The following is a 20,080-nucleotide window of genomic DNA, read 5'->3' on the forward strand; positions in this document are numbered from 1 at the left end:
ATCCCCCAACCCGAACCACCGCATCAAGAAGGAGAAACACACCATGAAGATCAAGCCCAACATCCTGCTAAGCCTGCCCCTGTTGATGGCCCTGTGCCTGCCTGCCGCTCACGCAGAGGAAAGCGTCAAGGACGCCTGCAAGCAAGACGCGCAGACGCTGTGCAAAGGCATTCAACCGGGCGGTGGCCGCATTGCAGCCTGCCTCAAACAGCACAAGGATGAGGTGTCTGCCGAATGCAAGGAGGCCGTCAAGGACCACCGTAGTGAACACCGCCGCCGCCCGGGCCGCAAGGCCAGTGACGCGACCTGATCGCGGCACTGCGGACTACACGTCGCGAGAAAAACGCACCTCCACATCGCGTGGTGGTGCGTGATACGGTGCCGACGACACCAGGATGTCGGCGCCCGCATCGGCATAAGCCACGGCATTTGCCGCATTGACCCCACCGGCCACGGCCAGCGTGGGGTGCAGCCGGCTCGTGTGCAGCGTCATCTTGCATTGGCGCACGGCCTCGGGCGTGAAGCGCTCCAGCTGCAACACATCGGCGCCCGAGGTGGCCATGGCCAGCGCCGCTTCCAGGCTACCCACCTCGACCACCAGCCGTTTTTCCGGCTGGTACTTGCGCAAGCGCCCCACCATGTCATCGGTGCTGACATCCAGGAACACACGGTGCTCGGGAAACAGCAGCAGGGTCTCCGACAAGCCCATGCGGTGCATGATGCCGCCACCTTGCAGCACGGCCTTGACCGACAAGGCGCGCGTGCCCGGAAAGCTCTTGCGCGTGCAAGCCAGCGGCTGCGCGTGCCCCGCCGCACGTAACTCCGTGACGATGCGGGCCACTTCGCTGGCAATGCTGCTGGCGTACTCCATCAAGGTCTGCGCGACCTTCCAGACCAGCAGCAGCGTCGAAGCCCGGCCATGCGCGCTGAGCAACTCCGCCCCCGCCAGCACATGGGTGCCCGAAGGGGCAATCACGGTGGCCGTTGCCCCATACAGCTCGAACAGGCGGGCGGCCTCTTCGGTGCCGCACACGGTCATGGGTTGGCGCGCTGCCATCACCACGCGCCCCGGCGCATCACCCAGGCCCAGGCCCATGGTGGTCATGTCACCGTAAGGCGCATCTTCCTGAATCAGTTCTTGCAGGGCGTCGTCAGACAAGGCTCTGAGCATGAGAAAACTCCGGCTGGACGATGACAAAGCTCAAGGGCCCATGGTCTCACCAGCCCCTATGCCAAGGAGGAAGCGCGGACTAGGCCCGAGCCCAACAATGCACACTTCGGCGCCAAAACACAAGCGGCAGGTGCAGGCTGCCGCTGCATGCACCGTGCCAGCCACACCCCCACCCATTCAGGTCACGCGGTCAGCCCCAATAAGAGGGATCTGATGCAAGCGCCTCACCGCTAAACTCCGCGTCGCTGTGAAGTCGAATGGCTTTGCGGACAGCCAGCCCAGATGCCGGCTCATCATAAATAACTCACGGAGTCTCCCTTGAAACAACACTGCCCCCCCTTGTGGGCTTGGCTGAGTGCGCTCGTCCTGACGCTGCTGCTCACCGCCTGCGGCCCTGCCGCCACCATCGTGGCACCTGAAAGCGCAAGCGCTGGCGTTGACGTCGCTTTCAACGTCGCGGGGCCAACCGACAGTCAACCAGTGACGACGCCCGAGACGACACCAAAGCCTGAATACACCTGGGACTTCGGTGACGGCGGCACTGCGGTCGGCTCGCAAGCCACCCACGCCTTCGCCCAGCCCGGCCAGTACAAAGTCACCTTGAAGGTCACGGAAGGTGGCGCCAGTCAGGGGAGCCAAGCCTATGAAACTTCGGTCTTCATCACCATTTACCCCGCCCAAGCCAGCGCTGCGATCAACGCGGCCCAGGGCGGCGAGGTGCGAACCCAGGCAGGGGCCATCGTCGAAATCCCAGCCGGCGTGCTGAGTGGCGATGCCGTTGTGCAACTGACTCAACTGTCCCCCAGCAAGTTCGCCTTGCCCAACGGTTTTCAGCCTCTGGGCGAAGCCCTGCTCATTGACACAGGCGGCGCCAGGCTCAATGGGGCCATCAGCGTGAGCCTGCCCGACGTCCCCAATCTGCCTGAAGGCAAAGTGTTGGCCGTGTTTGAAACCACCCCGCCCGCGCCCGCCGGCACATCCACCAGCACCATGATGATGGCCATGTCGACGGCGAATGCAGGGGGACGCTTGTCAAGCGTGCCTTATGAAGCACTCAAAGGCGGCAAGGTGAACCTGTCGATCAGCCAGGCCGTCGCATTGATGCTGGGGTTCGTGGACGTTGGTGTGCTGTCGGGCCAACCCGCACCGGCCAGCACCACAGCCAAATCGAGCCAAATGCCTGGGGACCGTGAAGAAGCCTGCTCTCGCGATGAAGACTTCCGCCCGCTGAATCCCAACGAGTCGCCCACGTACGAAACCCAGCTTCACAGCCGGCACGTAGCCTGCTCCGAGTTTGGCGAAACCGAACAATCCACTATCGTGCTGGACAAGGACCAAAACACGCGTTACGGCTACATTGACCTCAAGGCCAAATGGTCCATCCACGGCCCGTCCAACCGACTGGGCAAGCGCATGCTGCTCAAGCTCAGCTACACCTACAACAAGGACCGGAGCCCCCCGGTTGACGAAGTATCTGTGCCACAGCTGAAAGTGCGCGCCGTATTGAGTTGCACCCCCACATCCAACAACTACAACCCAAGCAGCGTGAACTGCAACACCACTCAGGAATTCACCTTGAATGACGGAGTCAAGGACGTCAGCAAGGAATTTGACATCCCCGTCAGTTGGGCCGACTCCAACAAGAAGATCGTCGAGTTCGGATTTGAGCTGAAGCTCTACTACAGCGCTGATGGCAAGACGCCCGTCAACGAAGGTCAGGTGATCACAAACCACCTCGAATTTGTGAACCTGCGCTGCGACATCGGCCAGGTGTGGGGTCAAGAATCGGGCTGCGTCTTCCCCCAAGCCTCGGCCGTGCTAGTGCTCAACGACAACCCGCAAAGCATGGCCCATATTCGTGATGCCTTCGCGGCCAACGTATCCTTGCCGGGGCAATATCCCGGTCTGAGACAAGGCACGCGCGCCATCGCAGCGGGAAACAACTGGTCAGACGGCCTGCAACGCCTGCGCGTGACCCGCTTGATCAAGGCAAACCGCGCCAAGTCGAAGATGTTGTGCGAGGCCCTGCCCAACCCTCCCAGCAGCCTCAGCAGCTGCCCCGACTTTGTAGACCCGGACAGCGTCGAGGCGCTCACACCCTGCGACTGCGACGAGTACCCCTTTGCCTCCACCCGTGAAGGTGCCGCCATGCCCCGCACCTACGGCGAGGCCAGCGTGCGCTACATCGCACGTAGCGACAACCGCAGCGCAGGCGCCAGGCTGGGGGCCTTTCTGCGCAAAGAGCGGCTGATTGATCCGTTTGATCACAAGCGGATGAAGTCATGGCTAAGCCAAATCTCTCCTCCGCCAAAACTTGACCCAGATACAGCCTGGACGATCAACGGCACGACACTCGATGCCACGATTGAGCTAGACAACGATCCTGAAGGCCGGTACTCATCCGACTTTGACGATCGCTACTGGATCGCCTATTGACCACCGGCACCAAATGACCCACACGACAAATCCTCCCCGATGGGATCCGCAACGCGACCCCGGCAGCCCCCTCTTGAGCACCTTCCACCGACGCCAGCTGTACAGCAGCGACGCTGAATTGCTCGCGCAGGCCACCACTGATTGCGGTCCGGTTCGATTCCTTGATCGCCCCGTGCGTGCAGGCCGAGTACCTGGTGAATCGACACTGGAGCTGACGCAAGCTCTCGGCCACGTCCTGGCCGAGGACGTGTGTACTCGCCTGCCCATGCCCAATTGGCCCATGGCTAAGGTTGCGGGCTATGCGATCTGCTCGACCCAATGGCAGCAGGCCAGCGAAGGCAAGGCCATCAAGCTGGCCGAAACGCCCGCCTATGCGCCAGGGCATCGTTGGTCGTACGTGGGCTTCGGCCTGCCAGACTGGCTCACCCCGATACCCAACAACCCCAAGCGCGTGGCCTTCAAGGTCGACGCCTTGCGGCCCATGCCCTACGACACCGATGCAGTGCTGCACGCCATGTCGCCTTTCTTTCGGGGCACGACCCTGAAAGAAAAGCTCTCAGAGCGGGTCATCGCGCCACCTCCATCAGGTCATGACTTGTTGGCTCGTGGAGCGCACCTGCCCGCTGGCGCACCGTTGTTGAAGCGTGGGCAGCCACTGGGTGCCAAGGAGCTGGCCATGCTGGCTGCTGCAGGCTACCGGCAGGTCAAGGTTTTCAAAAAGCCACGCGTGGGCGTGCTCGTCATGCACCAGGTCTTGCGACATCCCGACCACGAGGCACCCACCGGCTGGCTGCCTGACTGCATGACCCCGCTCATCGTGGGCCTGCTCACGCAATGGGGGCATGCCCCTGAAGATGTTTGCATCCTGCCGCTAGAAGACACTCAGGGCCAGGATGAGCGTTATGCACAACGAATCATTGAGTTCACCAACCGCTTTGACTATACGGTGGTTTATGGCGGAGGCAAGTCTGATGTTGAATACGAGAGGAGCTATGACCAACAATTTAGGCGGCGTCCCGCCGGTGGCACAACCAGCCACAGTGTCATGCTGCCGGACGATGACGAAGTCGATGCTGACGGCGCGGTAGAAACCTACAGCTACAAACTCTACGCAGGCTGGTGGAAGTCCATCGAAAATATGGGAACGCATCTTCGAGTGCCCATATCGGCTGATGAGCCCGGCCCCGATAGTGCCCCCCATTGGGTCACTGACTTTTGGGCCACGTCATCACCACTGGCAGTGCTGATCGGCATGTACTTGCACGTGCGCCCCATGCTGAAGGCCTTGGGTGGCGTCGGCGCCTTCCCGGTCATTGATGAACCAAAAACCAAAGGCGTCTGCAGTGGCTCGGAGCCTATTCCCCCGCAAGTGCCTTTGCCGCCTCACGCATGGACCGATGAGCGCGGCACCTACATCCTCGAAAAAGGCCGGTCCGTCTACCTTGACCTCCCCCCCGCCCCTGAAGCCGTCAAGCTCTTTGCCCGAGGCGCCTCTGAAGAACACTGGCGGCGCCATCTGCCCATGTGGTTCACCGGTGTGCTGACCCAGCCTGCCCCTCGCGACGCGGAACGCCCATGGTTGCAACTGGCCACCCTGCACCCACTGCCTGACGGGCGCACCGGCCTGCGCGTGCTGCCCACTGAAGAGTTCGAGGTCGCGCGCCTCAATCAAGCCCAGGCCATCTGCATGATCGATCCTGGTGAAGGTGACTTCCCTGAAGGCACCGTGGTGCATTACTTCTTGCTGGATTGACCGCGCCATCACAAGACCATGAGCACAAACGAACACATTCCATCTGCAATCTGGCAAACCTTGCAACAAGGCCCCCATGCGGGGCTGCGCCCCCCGGTGGACGAAGCCGTACTCCAAAAGGCCCATGGTGCCTTGGGGTACGCCTTGCCCGAGCCCTTGCTCGACGCCTACCGACACCACAACGGCCAGACGCCCAGCGGCACGCCCTTGTTCATGGATGAATACCGCTGGCTGAGCGTCCAGGAAGCCCTGCAAGAGTGGCGGGTCTGGCAAGACACCATGGCGCGCCCGGGCATGGCTGGCATGCGCCACACCCACGAATCCTGCGGTGAGGCTCACTCGAAAGTGCGCATGGATTGGTGGAACGAACGATGGTGGCCGCTGGCCATTTCCGGCCTGGGCGACCTGTTGTGCGTGGACGGTCAGCCAGGACCGCGCGGCACGCTGCACCAGATCATCGAAGTGTCGTCAGCGCACGAAGGCCGGTCTCGCGTGGCCAACTCTCTGGCTGAACTGTTCAACCACGCTGCAGCCGATCTGGCCGGAGACCTGACCTAGCTCTTCGCTCAGGCTGGAGCCTCCGGTCACCCATCAAGCCACCTGCACCACCTCGGCGCAGCGCTTGGCCAGATGGGCCAGCGCCTCTTCTACCTGGTCGACCAGCACCAGGCACAGGTCGCCCGGTTGCAGGCGGTCCAGCGCGGTGTCGATGGCCACGAACTCGCCGCGGATCTCGTCGACCTTCTGGGCACGCTGCGCCTTGGCCAGGCCTTCGCGCAGCAAGGCCAGCACCTCGCCGTCTTCTCGGCCACGCTGGCAGGCATCCTGGAACAGGATCAGCTCATCAAAGGCTTCACCCAGGATGGCGGTCTGCTCGCGGATGTCCTCATCACGACGGTCACCTGCCCCGCTGATGACGACCGAGCGGCGCTTGGCGGGCAAGGCGTTCACGGCGGACACCAGGGCACGCATGGCGTCCGGGTTGTGGCCGTAGTCGGCGATCACGGTCGCGCCACGGAAGTCCATCACATTGAAGCGGCCCGGTGCGTTGTCGGCATCGTTGACGAAGCTGGCCAGGCCACGGCGGATGGTGTCCCAGTCCAGGCCGGAACTCCAGGCCGCACCGATGGCGGCCATGACGTTGTCCACCTGGAAGCCAATCGTGCCATTGCGTGTGATGGGGATATCGCGCAGCAGCAAGCTTTCGCGCCAGTTGCCCTCGGCGGCCACGATGGCATCGCCGTCCACGCACAGGGTGCGCTTGCCTTGGGCGCGGTGCGCCGTCAGCACGGGGTTGTGCGGGTCAGCGGTGAAATAGATGATGCCGCCAGGGCACTTGGGCGCCATGGCCGTGACGATGGGATCGGCCGCGTTGAGCACGGCATAACCATTGGCCGCCACGTTCATCACGATCACGCGCTTGAGCACGGCCAGGTCTTCGACCGTGGTGATGTAGTTCAAGCCCAGGTGGTCACCCGCGCCGATGTTGGTCACCACGGCTGTCTGGCAGCGGTCGTAGCCCAGGCCTTCGCGCAGGATGCCCCCACGGGCGGTCTCGAACACGGCGGCGTCCACATCGGGGTGCATCAGCACATTGCGGGCGCTCTTGGGGCCGGAGCAATCACCGCTGTCGATCTGGCGGCCGTTCACATAGACGCCATCGGTGTTGGTCATGCCCACGCGCAGGCCGCTGGTGGCCAGCAGGTGCGCGGTCAAACGGGCGGTGGTGGTCTTGCCGTTGGTGCCGGTCACGGCCACCACGGGGATGCGGCCGTCGTCACCCGATTTGTAGAGGTTGGCCACCATGGCCTCGCCCACATTGCGGCCCTTGCCGTAAGACGGCGACAGGTGCATGCGCAGGCCGGGCGCGGCGTTCACTTCAACGATGCCACCGTTCTGGTCTTCCAGCGGCTTGTGCACGCTCTCGCACAGCACATCCACACCGCAGATTTCCAGGCCGATGGTCTGAGCCGCGGCAATGGCGCGCGCGGCCACTTCGGGGTGCACGTCATCGGTCACATCGGTGGCGGTGCCGCCGGTGGACAAGTTGGCGTTGTTGCGCAGGATGACGCGCCGGCCCTTCTCAGGCACCGAATCGGGCTTGAGGCCCTGCACGTCCAGGCGCGCAATGGCGATGTCATCAAAGCGGATCTTGGTCAGCGAGGTGGCATGGCCTTCACCACGACGCGGGTCGGCGTTGACCTTGTCGACCAGGGCGCGCACGGTGAGCACGCCGTCGCCGATCACATGGGGCGGATCACGGCGGGCCGCGGCCACGAGCTTGTCGCCCACCACCAGCAGGCGGAAGTCGTTACCCGGCAGGTACTTCTCGACCATCACTTCACCGATTTCAGCGGCAGCCTTGAAGGCGATGTCCAGCTGCTCACGACTGACGATGTTGACGGTCACGCCCTTGCCCTGGTTGCCGTCCTGGGGCTTGCACACCACCGGCAGGCCGATTTCTTCAGCCACCACCCACGCGTCATCCGGATCGGAGACGGGGCGGCCAATGGGCACAGGCACGCCAGCGGCAGCCAGCAGGCGCTTGGTCAGGTCCTTGTCCTGCGCGATGGACTCGGCCACGGCGCTGGTGTTGTCCACTTCAGCGGCCCAGATGCGGCGTTGCTTGGAGCCCCAGCCGAACTGCACCAGGCTGCCTGTGGTCAGGCGGCGCCAGGGGATGCCACGCGCCGCCGCTGCGGTCACGATGGAGCCGGTTGAAGGCCCCAGGCGCACGTCTTCGTCCATCTCGCGCAACTCGGCAATCGCCGCCTCGACGTCGAATTCGCCTTCATGCAAGGCGGCCTGGATCAAGGCCTGGGCCTTGTCAAAAGCCAGACGCCCGACCTGCTCTTCGCTGTACTCGACAATGACCTGGTAGATGCCGGTTTCGACCGTGACGGCCGTGCGGCTGAAGGTCACCGGGCAGCCGGCTTGCGCCTGCAGGGCCAGGGTGGCCGCTTCCAGTGCATGCGCCAGGCTGATCTGGCCAGGACGGCCGTCCGGCCTCAGCGGGCCCAGCGAAGGGAAAAGCTTGCGCAGGGCATCTTCGAAACCCGGCAACTGTTCAATGGCGCGCTCAGGCGGCTCGCAGGCCACAACGGCCTCGATGGCCGTGTGGCGGCTCCAGAGATTGGGGCCGCGCAGGGCCCGGATGCGTGAAACGTCCATCAGCGTGTCTCTTTGCTTAGCGCACCGACTTGGGTGTCGGGTCGAATGTTTCCAGGCCAGCGGCAATCAACTCAGGGGGAATGCCCAGCGCCCAAGCCACGGCCACGGCGGCCAGCAGCGACTTGACGCTGGCACCGGGCACCGCCTGGTTGGAGCCATTGCCGGTCATGCGGCGCGCCGCAGCGCTGTTGAGGTCGGCGCAACGCACGGGCATGTAGCCGTTGTGGGTCAGCAGCACGTGGTGCCCTTCGATGGACACGGTGCGGCCACCCTTGGCGCGGTGCGCAACCATGGCCGGGTTGAGGTGATCCAGGTCGTAGAAGATGACTTCGCCATCACACAGATCGGCCATCTCGACCAGGCGTTCATCGGCGGCGTTGAGCACGGCCACGCCATCAGGCAGCACCACGTCCACCTGCGTGCGCAGCACCTTGAACAGCTGGCTGGGCTCGTGGATGTCATGCTCGGCCAGCGAGGCTTCGACCGGGGCTTCAGAGCCCAGCAGGTCGGTCACCACGCCCACGGCACAGCGGTCATAGGCCAGGCCGTCATTGAGGATGCTGGCCGCACCGTTTTCCAGCACGATGGCATTGACCTCGCGGTTCATCAGCAGGCGTTGGCCGGCATCCCAGTTGGCACGGTCGCCGGACTCGACGCGGCGGCTGCCCAGGAACAGGCCCTCGCGGCAAGCCAGGCCCACGTGCTTGCCGCTCAGGTGCAGCAGCCAGGCGGTCAGGCGGGCGATGTTGTTGGTGCCTTGCGAGCCGGCCACGCCGATGATGGGCACGCGGCCCGTGGCGTCTTCGTCAAACAGGTGATCGACGATGGCCTTGCCCACCGGGCGGGGCAGCCCTTCGGCGGGTTTGAGGTGCATCAGCAGGCCGGGGCCGGCGTTGACCTCGACCACCGCACCACCCTGCGCCAGCAAGGGCTTGGAGATGTCTTCGGCCACCACGTCCACACCGGCGATGTCCAGGCCCACCACACGGGCAGCCAGGCCAACCAGGTAAGCGACATCGGGGTGCACGTCGTCGGTGCAGTCCAGGGCCACATTGCCATTGCGCTGGATCAGCACGCGGCGGCCATCGGCCGGCACGGCCTGCGGGCTCAAACCCTGGCGTTGCAGATCGAGCTGCACCACCTCGTCTTCTTCGATGTTGATGCGGTTGAGCGGGAAGTCTTCGGTCAGGCCACGACGCGGGTCGGTGTTGAGCTGCAGGTCGATCAACTCGATCACGGTCGACTTGCCATCGCCCGTCACCCAGGCGCTTTCGCCGCGGGCTGCGGCCACGACCTTGCCGCCCACCACCAGAATGCGGTGTTCGTCGCCACGGATATAGCGCTCGACCAGCACCTCGCTGCCATGTTGCTCGGCCAGCTTGAAGGCGGCCTCGACATCGGCACGGGAGTTCAAATCCAGCGACACGCCCCGGCCATGGTTGCCGTCGGTGGGCTTGACCACCACGGGCAGGCCGATGTCCTCGGCGGCGTCCCAGGCCTCGTCCACCGAGTTGACAATCTGGCCCTCAGGCACCGGCACGCCGCAAGACTTGAGCAGGCTCTTGGTGAGGTCCTTGTCCCGCGAGATGCCTTCGGCGATCGCGCTGGTCAGATCGGATTCGGCCGTCCAGATGCGGCGCTGCGCCGCGCCATAACCCAGTTGCACCAGGTTGCCGTCGTTCAAACGGATGTGGGGAATGCGGCGATCGGTCGCGGCACCCACGATGGCCGCCGTGGAGGGGCCGAGGTAGTAATCGTCGATGTGCGTGCGCACCTCTTCGACGGCCTTGTCCACATCGAAGGGTTCGTCATTGATGGCCGCCATCAGCAGGGCATGGCCTTCCTTGAGCGCCGTGCGGGCAACCTGCTCGTCACGGGCACGGAACACCATGCGGTAAACGCCGTGCTGGGAGGTGCTGCGGGTCTGGCCGAAACCGGTGGGCATGCCCGCCAGGTTCAGCAACTCGATGACCACGTGCTCCAGGATGTGCCCGGCCCAGGTGCCCTCGGTCAGGCGCTCGATGAAACCGCCGCGCTCGCCCACGCCGCAGTGGTGCTCGACCAGCGCAGGCAGCAAGGCGGTGAGCCGTTCGTTGAACCCCGGCAGCACATGGGAGGGGTGGTCCTCCAGCTCGCCCAGATCCAGCCAGACTTCGAGCACTGGACGGTAGGTCCAGATATTGGGGCCGCGCAGGTAGTTGATGCGCAGCAGCTTGATGTCGTTCTTTTTGCTCATGTCCAGCGGGGGTAATGCGTCCTCAGTGTCTGATGGACCGGCTGGTTAATCGGGTAAACCCGATATTGTGCCCTGCTTAACGGCAGGCATCCCCTGGCAATGGGGGAAAATGGCAGGCTTCGCACGCAGGTCATCCGAAGTGGTGCCCTCACGCGTTATGTCCACACCATGCACAAAAACCATCCAGTTGACGCCCACGGGCATCAGGCCGATCACGACAAGACCAGAGCAGAATTGCCGCTGGCTCCAGATGAAAACGTATTGAGTACGCTGGAGGTTGACTTGGATGCTCAACTTCGTTTCGCGAAGTCGACGCTCGTCCTGACCGAACAACGCCTGCTGAGCCGCGAAACCGGTGCCGACGCCTGGCAAAGCTGGCCGCTGCGCCCCGATCTGCAGCTGCGCCATCACGATCACGCGGGCGTGGGCACCCTGGAATTGCACGATGCGGACCGCCGTGTCACATTCTGGCGTTTCACGCTGGACGCCCAGGTTCAGGTGCTGCGCCTGCTGGAGCAGTTCGAGCGCCGCCAACTCACCCTGAAAACCGGTCAACGCCCGCCGGAAGACGACAGCACGCAGTGCCCGACCTGCAAGGCCCAGCTGCCACCCGACACCGATGAGTGTCCGGTTTGCACACGCGAGCTGCAGACGCCGCCCTCGACCTGGGTGCTGCTGCGCCTGTGGCGCTTTGCCAAGCCCTATCAGGGCCAGTTGCTGGCCGGCTTCCTGCTGACGCTGGCTTCCACCGCCGCCACGCTGGTGCCGCCCTACCTGACCATCCCCTTGATGGACAAGGTGCTGATCCCCTTCCAGACCGGCCATGCCATCGACCCCTGGCTGGTAGCCGCGCTGATGGGCGGCTTGCTGGCTTCAGCCTTGCTGGCCTGGAGCCTGGGTTGGGCCCGCACCTACCTGCTGGCGCTGGTCTCCGAACGCATCAGCGCCGACCTGCGCACCACCACTTTTGACCACCTGCTCCAACTGTCGCTGGACTACTTCGGCAGCAAGCGCACGGGTGACCTGATGTCGCGCATCGGCAGTGAAACCGACCGCATCAGCGTCTTTCTGTCGCTGCACGCGCTGGATTTCGCCACCGATGTGCTGATGATCGGCATGACGGCCATCATTCTGTTTTCCATCAACCCCTGGCTGGCCCTGGTCACGCTGATCCCTCTGCCCTTCATCGCCTGGATGATCCACCTGGTGCGCGAAAAGCTGCGCACCGGTTTCGAGAAGATCGACCGCGTCTGGGGTGAGGTCACCAACGTGCTGGCCGACACCATCCCCGGTATCCGCGTGGTCAAGGCCTTTGCACAGGAGCACCGCGAGTCCAAGCGCTTTCACGATGCCAACGCGCACAACCTGGACATCAACGACAAGCTCAACAAGACCTGGTCGCTGTTCTCGCCCACCGTGGCCCTGATGACGGAAATCGGCCTGCTGGTGGTCTGGACGTTTGGCATCTGGCTGGTGTCCAAGCAGCAGATCACCGTGGGTGTGCTGACCGCCTTCATCGCCTACATCGGCCGCTTCTACGGCCGGCTCGATTCGATGAGCCGCATCGTGTCGGTCACGCAAAAGGCCGCTGCAGGCGCCAAGCGCATCTTCGACATCCTGGACCACGTCTCGAGCGTGCCCGAGCCCACCAACCCGGTCAAGCTGCCCGCGCCGCAAGGCGGCATCACCATGGAGAGCATCGGCTTTCGCTACGGCAGCCGCTCGGTGATCCGTGGGCTCAACCTGGACATCCGGCCCGGCGAGATGATCGGCCTGGTGGGCCACAGCGGCTCGGGCAAGAGCACCCTGGTCAACCTGATCTGCCGCTTCTATGACGTGACGGACGGTGCCATCAAGGTCGATGGCGTGGACATCCGCCGCATCGGTGTGTCGGACTTTCGCAAGCACATCGGCCTGGTGCTGCAGGAGCCCTTCCTGTTCTTTGGCACCATCGCCGAGAACATCGCCTACGGCAAGCCCGAGGCCACCCGCGAAGAGATCGTGGCCGCGGCCCGCGCCGCCCATGCGCACGAGTTCATCCTGCGCCTGCCGCAAGGTTATGACTCGCTGGTGGGCGAGCGTGGACAGGGCCTGTCGGGCGGCGAGCGCCAGCGCATCTCGATTGCCCGCGCCCTGCTGATCAACCCGCGTATCCTGATCCTGGACGAGGCCACCTCGTCCGTCGACACCGAGACCGAAAAGGAAATCCAGCGCGCGCTGGACAACCTGGTCAAGGGTCGCACCACCATTGCCATTGCGCACCGCCTGTCCACGCTGCGCAAGGCTGACCGGCTCGTGGTGATGGACCGCGGCCAGGTGGTGGAAGTGGGCCCGCATGATGAACTGATGGCCAAACAAGGCGCCTACTGGCGCCTGTACGAGGCCCAGGCCCGCAAGGCCGAACAAGACGCATTGATTGATTGACCACCCCCTACGCGCTTCGCACGCCCCCTCGAGGGGGCACCACCAGAGGACCGGCAGAGCCGGATCCTCGGTGGTTGCTGGGTTTGAACTGAGGCATGCAACCATGACGACGGCCGCTTTCACACTGCAACGCAACCCTTACGGTCGCCTTGTCTTCACCAACTCCGCTGGCGACACGCACGAGGGCGTGGTGCCGGTGCGCGCCTTCCCCATTGCGGCGCCTGACGAAGGCGTGTCCATCGTCAGCACGGACGGGCACGAGCTGGCCTGGATCGACCGCTTGAGCGAACTGCCCTTCGCGCTGCGCCAGTTGCTGGAAGAAGAGCTGGCCAGCCGGGATTTCGCGCCCACCATCGCCGCCATTCGGGATGTGTCGACCTTCTCGACACCCAGCACCTGGACGGTGGACACCGACCGAGGCGCCACCCAGTTCGTGCTCAAGACCGAAGACGACATCCGCCGCCTTGGTGAAGGCCGCCTGCTGATCACCGGCGGCCATGGCGTGAGCTTCATCATTGCAGACCGACTGGCGCTGGACAAGCATTCCAGGAAGCTGCTGGAGCGCTTCCTGTAAGCCCGCACGCCCCCTTCATGCCCACCGCCATGCTCGCATCCCCGTTTCGTGTGCTGTCCGTCATCCCCCCGATGACGCAGCTCAACACGCCCTACCCCTCCACCGCTTACCTGACGGGCTTTTTGCGCTCGCGCGGTGTGGATGCCGTGCAGGAAGACCTGGCGCTCAAACTCGTGCTGCGGCTGTTCACCGTGCAAGGCCTGCAGGCCGTGCTCGAACGCATCAAGGCCGTGCCGCGCAAGCAGCGCACACCCGCGCTGCAGTCGTTTGAAGACCAGTTCGAGCGCTACCGCGACACCATCGGCCCGACCATCCGCTTCCTGCAGGGCCGCGACCCCACCTTGGGCCACCGCATCTGCAACCGCAGCTTCCTGCCCGAAGGCCCGCGCTTTGCCACCATCGACGCCTACACCATCGGTGAAGAAGGCGACGACCCGATCGGCTGGGCCTTTGGTGCACTGGGCATGCACGACCGCGCCAAGCACCTGGCCACGCTGTACCTGAACGACCTGGCCGATGTGCTGCGCGACGCGATCGACGCGCGCTTCCAGTTCGTGCGTTATGCCGAATCGCTGGCCGCCAGCCAGCCCACCTTTGACCCGCTGGCCGAGGCCCTGGCCGCACCGCCCAACCTGGTTGACGAGCTGCTGTGCGAGCTGACCCTGGCAGCGATCAAGACCCACAAGCCCCAACTGGTGCTGGTCTCCGCGCCCTTTCCGGGCAATGTGTATGCGGCCTTCCGCATCGCCCAGGCCATCAAGGCATTTGACCCCAGCATCGTCACGGCCCTGGGCGGTGGCTTCGTCAACACCGAGCTGCGCGAACTCAGTGAGCCGCGCGTGTTCGACCACTTCGACTACGTCACGCTGGATGCGGGCGAGCGCCCTTTGCTGGCCCTGCTCGAACACCTGCAAGGCCAGCGCGGCCCGCAACGCCTGGTGCGCACCTTCGTGCGCGATGCAGACACGCAGCAGGTCAAGTTCATCAACTGGGCCGAGCCCGACGTGCCCTTTGCCGAAGTGGGCACCCCCACCTGGGATGGCCTGCCCCTGAACGAGTACCTGTCCCTGCTGGACATGCTCAACCCCATGAACCGGCTGTGGTCCGACGGGCGCTGGAACAAGCTGACCATTGCGCACGGCTGCTACTGGAAGAAGTGCAGCTTTTGCGACGTCAGCCTGGACTACATCGCCCGCTATGAAAACGCCACGGCCGAGATCCTGGTCGACCGCATCGAAGCCATCGTCAAGGAAACGGGCCAGACGGGCTTCCATTTCGTGGACGAAGCTGCACCGCCCAAGGCCCTGCGCGCCCTGGCGCAGGAGCTCATCAAGCGCCAGGTGCAGATCTCGTGGTGGGGCAACATCCGCTTTGAAAAGTCCTTCACGCCCGAGTTGTGCCAGTTGCTGTCCGACAGCGGCTGCATCGCCATCTCGGGCGGGTTGGAGGTGGCCTCGGACCGCCTGCTGGCGCTGATGAAAAAAGGCGTGTCGGTCGAGCAGGTGGCCCAGGTCACGCGCGCCTTCACCGAGGCAGGCGTGCTGGTGCATGCCTACCTGATGTACGGCTTCCCCACCCAGACGGTGCAAGACACCGTGGACGCGCTGGAGTACGTGCGCCAGTTGTTCGAGAACGGCTGCATCCAGAGCGGCTTCTTCCACCGCTTTGCCTGCACCGTGCACTCGCCGGTCGGTCAGAACCCCGATGAATACGGGGTGAAGCTGCAGCCTCTGCCCCCCGTGTCCTTCGCCAAGAACGATGTGGGCTTCATCGACCCCACCGGCGTGGACCACGATGCCATGGGCGCCGCGCTCAAGAAGGCCATCTACAACTTCATGCACGGCGTGGGCCTGGAAGCCGACGTGCGCAGCTGGTTCGATGTGAAGGTGCCCCGCCCCACGGTGCCCAGGGCCAAGATCGCCAAAGCCTTGGCTTGATGCACACCAGGGGGTGATTCACGCCAAGCGCCTGCGTCAGATCAAAATGCAGGCGGTTTGCGGGTGCATGGCGCTTGCGCATTCGCCACCCAAAACTGACAATGCTCGCTTTCAGATTAACCGCGAGCTGCGTCACCATGCTGTTTCCTGCCCGTTCGGCCTTGCGCCACATTGCCCTGCCTACCCTTGGCCTGGGCTTGCTGATGCTCACCGGGGCCGCCCACGGCGCCAGCTTGATCGGGCGCGTCACCCTGGCAGATGGCCAGCCTGTGGCCGGCGCCCTGGTCACCGTGTTCAACGAGGCCAAGGACCGCAAGGAGACCGTCTACACCGCGCAAGACGGCAGCTACGCCCTTCGCAGCAGCTTTGCCGGCCAACTCACGGTGCGTGCGCGCTCGCACCGCCTGGAAGACGTCAGCAAGCCCCTGGTCAGCACAGGCGACAAGCCCACCACGCTGGACTTCCAGATGAAGCCCTTCGAGGACGCCCAGGCCTTGTCCGACAGCCTGACGGCCTCCGCCCACCTTACCCAGGTCAAATGGCAGAACCCGCAGGTGCGCACCGCCTTCATCAGCCAGTGCAACTACTGCCACCAGGTGGGCAACGCCCTCACCCGCACGCCCAAGGAGGTCTCTGCCTGGGACGCAACCATCGAGCGCATGGCCGGCTACGGCGCCTTGCTCAAGAACTCGGAAGCCAGCGCGATCTCGCACAACCTGCATGAGGCCTTTGACGGCAAGGCCGTTCAAGCCATGCAGAAGTACACGGCCAGCGATGAGCTGGCCCGCGCCAAGATCACCGAGTGGCATGTGGGCGATGCGCTGTCCTTCATCCACGACACGGATGTGGGCGACGACGGCCACCTCTATGGCACCGATGAAGGCCACGACATCCTGTGGGAGCTGGACCGCCAGACCGGCCAGATCACCACGCACAAGCTACCCGACGTGGACCTGCCCGTGGGCGGCTATTTCGCGGGCATGCAGTTGCCGCTGGGCGTTTTCACCGGCAAACACGGCCCGCACAGCATGGCGCAAGGCAAGGACGGCCGCATCTGGATCACCAATGCCCTGTCCTCACGCCTGATGTCGTTCGACCCGAAAACCAAGGCTTTCAAGAGCTACACGATCGACGAGCCGGCGTTCTACCTGCACACCATCCGCATCGACCAGGACGGCATCATCTGGTTCACGGTGGCCGTGTCCAACAAGGTGGGCCGCTTTGACCCCAAGACCGAAAAGTTCACGATGCTGCACCTGCCGGACAACCCGGTCATCCGCGCATTCAGCGAATACGGCCTGCCCACGGTGTTCAAGCTGGCGGCCAAGTATTTGCCAGCCCGGAACATGCCCGTCAAGCTGTCCCCGCATCAGTTCATGATGGGCCGCGCCATGTACCAGCTGCCCTATGGCATCGACGTCAACCCCAAGGATGGCTCGATCTGGTACGCCAAGCTGCTGGGCAACAAGATCGGCCGCATCGACCCCAAGACCCTGGCCATCGAAGAGTTCGACACGCCGCTGGGTGGCCCGCGCCGCCCGCGCTTCGACAAGAACGGCATCCTGTGGATCCCGGCCTTCGACGACAGCGCCCTGATGCGCTTTGACCCTGTCAGCAAACAGTTCGAGAACTTCAAGCTGCCCCTGCTGGCCGCCAACGAGTACGAAACGCCCTACGCGCTCAACGTCCACCCAAACACGGGGGAGGTCTGGATCACGTCCAACATGTCTGACCGCATCCTGCGCTTCAACCCTGTCAGCAAGACCTTCGTGGCCTACCCCAGCCCCACCCGGGTGACCTGGCTGCGCGATCTGGTTTTCACCAAGGATGGACAGATCTGCTCCAGCTCGTCTAACCTGCCAGCCTACGGCATCGAAGATGGCAAGGACGCATTCATCTGCCTGGACCCCACCGGCGCAGAGCGCGACAGGCTTGCCCTGGGTCAAGAACGGGGTGCCAATCGGACTACAGCCAAGCGTTGACTTAGCGCAAGCCGGGCCCGCGGCGGGTGTCGAGAATCGAGATCAGTGAAATCCCGCACATTCCAACCTACCCTCCCGCAGGAGCCCACCATGTCCGCCGTCCTCCAGACCACCGCCTCCCATTCCAGCACCCCGCGCGGGCGTGCGATCGAGCCCTTTGACGTGCTGGATGCCTGCCATCAACAACTGGTGACTGCACTGCATCAGATGGGTGATCTGGTTGTCCACCTGCAAGAGCATGGCGTGGACGGCAAGGCGCAGGAAATGGCCCGTTCCATCTTCCTGTTCTTCATGAACACGGCCCGCCAGCACCACCTGGATGAAGAAAAGCACATCTTCCCCGCGCTGATCAACAGCGGCGATGACGACCTCGTGCGCCATACGCTGCGCCTTCAGCAGGACCACGGCTGGATCGAAGAAGACTGGCTTGAGCTGGCCCCGCAATTCGAGTCCATTGCCGCGGGCTACAACTGGTTCAACATCGACCAGTTGTCACACGCCGTGCCCGTGTTCCAGGCGCTCTACCAGGACCACATGGCCCTGGAAGAGTCCCTGATCTTCCCCGAGGCCAAGGCGCGCATCGCCGAATGGGATCTGCAAGGCATGGGGCGCGAGATGGCCCTGCGCCGCCGGGGTGGCGCCGTCAAGGCCAGCAAATAAGCGGCACAGAAGAGCCCGTCAGGCTGCCGATGCGCTGGAGCCGCGCAGCGGCAGTTCCGTGACGTTGGCTCTGGCCTGCGCCAGCGCCTCGGCTCTGGCGCGCTTGTTTTCGTACATGCGCTCATCGGCCTCGCGGATCAGCTCGTCCAGGCTCATGTAGTGGTCGGTGCCGGTCTGGCTGATGCCCACGCTCAGGCTCACGCCGGGCAACTGCTGGGTCAAGCCCTCGCTCAACCTGTTCCAGTAGATGGTCTTGGCTTCGGCCTCGGTGCAGTTGGGCAGGATGACCAGGAACTCGTCGCCCCCATAGCGGAAGCACAGGTCCTCGCTGCGGCCTATCGTGCGCAGCAACTCACCGGTCTTGGTCAGCACCTCGTCACCCGCCAGATGGCCGTCCCGGTCATTGATCAGCTTGAAATCGTTGACGTCCAGGTAGACCAGTGACACGGGCTCACTGCGCCGCTTGGCCGCACGCAAGGCATGCTCGGCCGCCTCGTCCAGATGCCGGCGGTTGAACAAGCGCGTGAGCGGGTCTGTGCGAGACAGATCCTGCAGCTGCTGGGTGCGCTCACACACCTTCTTCTCCAGGCTTTGCGCGTACAACTCCAGCCGCGTCTTGGACGACTCGATCTCCTGCATCATGCTGCGGATGTAGATGTCGAAGACCAGGGTCATGTCGAAGAAGAACAGCTTGTCCAGCGCGCTGATCACCGCGCGCCGGTTCGGCGAATCGGGCACTTCGCTGGAGATGGTCTGCACCAGCATCTCGCGCAGCGTGTGCACGGAAGCCAGGTAGAGTTTGGGGTCCACGCCGATGCGCTTGTGCCCCAGCCCGATGTGCAATCGGTTGTTGACGTATTCGGCGTCGTACACACCGCAAAACAGATCCAGGATGTAGCGACGCTGTGCCACCTGCATGCGTTGCAAGGTGTCGGCATCGCCGATCAGCAGCATGACTTCCGGGATTTCCATCTGCTGCTTGTAGAAGTCGGCCACCAACTGATGGGAGCGACGATCGATGAGCGCCCGCACGCTGAGCAAGGCGGTGACGTCTTCTTCCGTGAACGACAACAGCGATTTGCGCTGGTCGATTTCGAAGTCGACGATGCGCAACTGCTCCATGAGCGTCTGCTGGGTGATGTGCATGGGCGACCTCTCCTGTTGTCCGGGTAGCGCATCTGCACAACTGACATCAGGAGGCGCTACCAACCACACCTGATGCGATCTACAGGGTCTTGCGCTGCCGGCCGAATCGGGGTGACCGAATTTGCAAGATCTGCAGAATCATTGTGCGCAGCACCAACGGTGGCAGCAAGAGGCTAAGGCCATGTTTGGCGCGAATTCGGGTCGCAAAGCGCGTAATAGTGCACACGAACCGGTGCGGCGTGAGCCTGAAGAGAAGCTGAAACGGCTATAAGGCCTTTTCAGGCGCGCAAAAAGTAAAAAGGGACCAGCTCGTTAGAACTGATCCCTCAAATTTTGGTGGGCCCCGACAGATTCGAACTGTCGACCAACGGATTAAGAGTCCGCTGCTCTACCAACTGAGCTAGGAGCCCGCACCTGGTATCTTCTTGCGAAGACCGCTAGAAGTGGTTATCTAGCGAAGACTTAGATTATATACACAGTTTTTGTGACTAACCGAAGTCTTTGAAAAATTTTTTGGTGGGTCGGGCGAGACTCGAACTCGCGACCAACGGATTAAAAGTCCGCTGCTCTACCGACTGAGCTACCGACCC

General features: G+C 63.6%; 13 protein-coding genes, 2 tRNA genes and 1 pseudogene. 10 read left to right on the forward strand and 6 right to left on the reverse strand.

Going from position 1 to position 20,080, the window contains the following annotated elements; translation table 11 throughout:
* Positions 1-43: 43 nt before the first annotated feature.
* Positions 44-310 (forward strand): cysteine rich repeat-containing protein, encoded by a 267-nt coding sequence (locus HY019_RS02455; protein WP_290688087.1) that lies wholly within the window; start codon positions 44-46, stop codon positions 308-310.
* A 15-nt stretch (positions 311-325) separates the two neighbouring features.
* Here the strand turns inward: HY019_RS02455 and modD are convergent, their stop codons facing one another.
* Entirely contained in the window at positions 326-1,171 is an 846-nt protein-coding gene (gene modD / locus HY019_RS02460) for a ModD protein (RefSeq protein WP_290688089.1), read from the reverse strand.
* A gap of 339 nt (positions 1,172-1,510) precedes the next feature.
* On the opposite strand from modD, the pseudogene HY019_RS21505 reads away from it, so the two are divergent.
* The 4 genes and pseudogenes from HY019_RS21505 to HY019_RS02475 all read left to right on the forward strand — a co-directional run.
* Positions 1,511-1,807: pseudogene (locus HY019_RS21505) on the forward strand (PKD domain-containing protein); the annotation flags it as partial.
* A 258-nt stretch (positions 1,808-2,065) separates the two neighbouring features.
* Entirely contained in the window at positions 2,066-3,607 is a 1,542-nt protein-coding gene (locus HY019_RS02465) for a NucA/NucB deoxyribonuclease domain-containing protein (RefSeq protein ID WP_290688090.1), read from the forward strand.
* Positions 3,608-3,680: 73 nt separating this feature from the next.
* A complete protein-coding gene (locus HY019_RS02470) occupies positions 3,681-5,360 on the forward strand; it encodes a hypothetical protein (protein WP_290688092.1) in 1,680 nt (559 codons plus the stop codon).
* A gap of 18 nt (positions 5,361-5,378) precedes the next feature.
* On the forward strand, positions 5,379-5,918 hold the full coding sequence (locus HY019_RS02475) for an SMI1/KNR4 family protein (RefSeq protein ID WP_290688094.1): 540 nt from the start codon (positions 5,379-5,381) through the stop codon (positions 5,916-5,918).
* A 33-nt stretch (positions 5,919-5,951) separates the two neighbouring features.
* On the opposite strand, the gene cphA (HY019_RS02480) is transcribed toward HY019_RS02475, so the two are convergent.
* Both cphA (HY019_RS02480) and cphA (HY019_RS02485) read right to left on the reverse strand, forming a co-directional pair.
* Complete coding sequence (gene cphA, locus HY019_RS02480; protein WP_290688095.1) at positions 5,952-8,531, reverse strand: cyanophycin synthetase; 2,580 nt, start codon at positions 8,529-8,531, stop codon at positions 5,952-5,954.
* A gap of 16 nt (positions 8,532-8,547) precedes the next feature.
* Complete coding sequence (gene cphA / locus HY019_RS02485; RefSeq protein WP_290688096.1) at positions 8,548-10,767, reverse strand: cyanophycin synthetase; 2,220 nt, start codon at positions 10,765-10,767, stop codon at positions 8,548-8,550.
* A gap of 168 nt (positions 10,768-10,935) precedes the next feature.
* On the opposite strand from cphA (HY019_RS02485), the gene HY019_RS02490 reads away from it, so the two are divergent.
* From HY019_RS02490 to HY019_RS02510, 5 genes are all read left to right on the forward strand, one after another.
* Positions 10,936-13,191 carry an ABC transporter ATP-binding protein gene (locus HY019_RS02490; protein ID WP_290688098.1) on the forward strand — a complete coding sequence of 752 codons (2,256 nt, stop codon included), beginning with the start codon at positions 10,936-10,938 and terminating at the stop codon, positions 13,189-13,191.
* Positions 13,192-13,294: 103 nt separating this feature from the next.
* Complete coding sequence (locus HY019_RS02495) at positions 13,295-13,765, forward strand: DUF1854 domain-containing protein (RefSeq protein WP_290688100.1); 471 nt, start codon at positions 13,295-13,297, stop codon at positions 13,763-13,765.
* A 29-nt stretch (positions 13,766-13,794) separates the two neighbouring features.
* Positions 13,795-15,702 carry a B12-binding domain-containing radical SAM protein gene (locus tag HY019_RS02500; RefSeq protein ID WP_290689134.1) on the forward strand — a complete coding sequence of 636 codons (1,908 nt, stop codon included), beginning with the start codon at positions 13,795-13,797 and terminating at the stop codon, positions 15,700-15,702.
* Between the two features lie 203 nt (positions 15,703-15,905).
* Entirely contained in the window at positions 15,906-17,684 is a 1,779-nt protein-coding gene (locus tag HY019_RS02505) for a carboxypeptidase regulatory-like domain-containing protein (protein ID WP_363302358.1), read from the forward strand.
* A 90-nt stretch (positions 17,685-17,774) separates the two neighbouring features.
* Positions 17,775-18,344 carry a hemerythrin domain-containing protein gene (locus HY019_RS02510; protein ID WP_290688103.1) on the forward strand — a complete coding sequence of 190 codons (570 nt, stop codon included), beginning with the start codon at positions 17,775-17,777 and terminating at the stop codon, positions 18,342-18,344.
* Between the two features lie 18 nt (positions 18,345-18,362).
* On the opposite strand, the gene HY019_RS02515 is transcribed toward HY019_RS02510, so the two are convergent.
* From HY019_RS02515 to HY019_RS02525, 3 genes are all read right to left on the reverse strand, one after another.
* On the reverse strand, positions 18,363-19,490 hold the full coding sequence (locus tag HY019_RS02515) for a GGDEF domain-containing protein (RefSeq protein ID WP_290688104.1): 1,128 nt from the start codon (positions 19,488-19,490) through the stop codon (positions 18,363-18,365).
* A gap of 334 nt (positions 19,491-19,824) precedes the next feature.
* Positions 19,825-19,900: transfer RNA gene (locus tag HY019_RS02520), tRNA-Lys, on the reverse strand.
* A gap of 104 nt (positions 19,901-20,004) precedes the next feature.
* Positions 20,005-20,080: transfer RNA gene (locus HY019_RS02525), tRNA-Lys, on the reverse strand.

Source organism: Aquabacterium sp., assembly GCF_016195855.1.
GTDB lineage: Bacteria > Pseudomonadota > Gammaproteobacteria > Burkholderiales > Burkholderiaceae_C > Aquabacterium.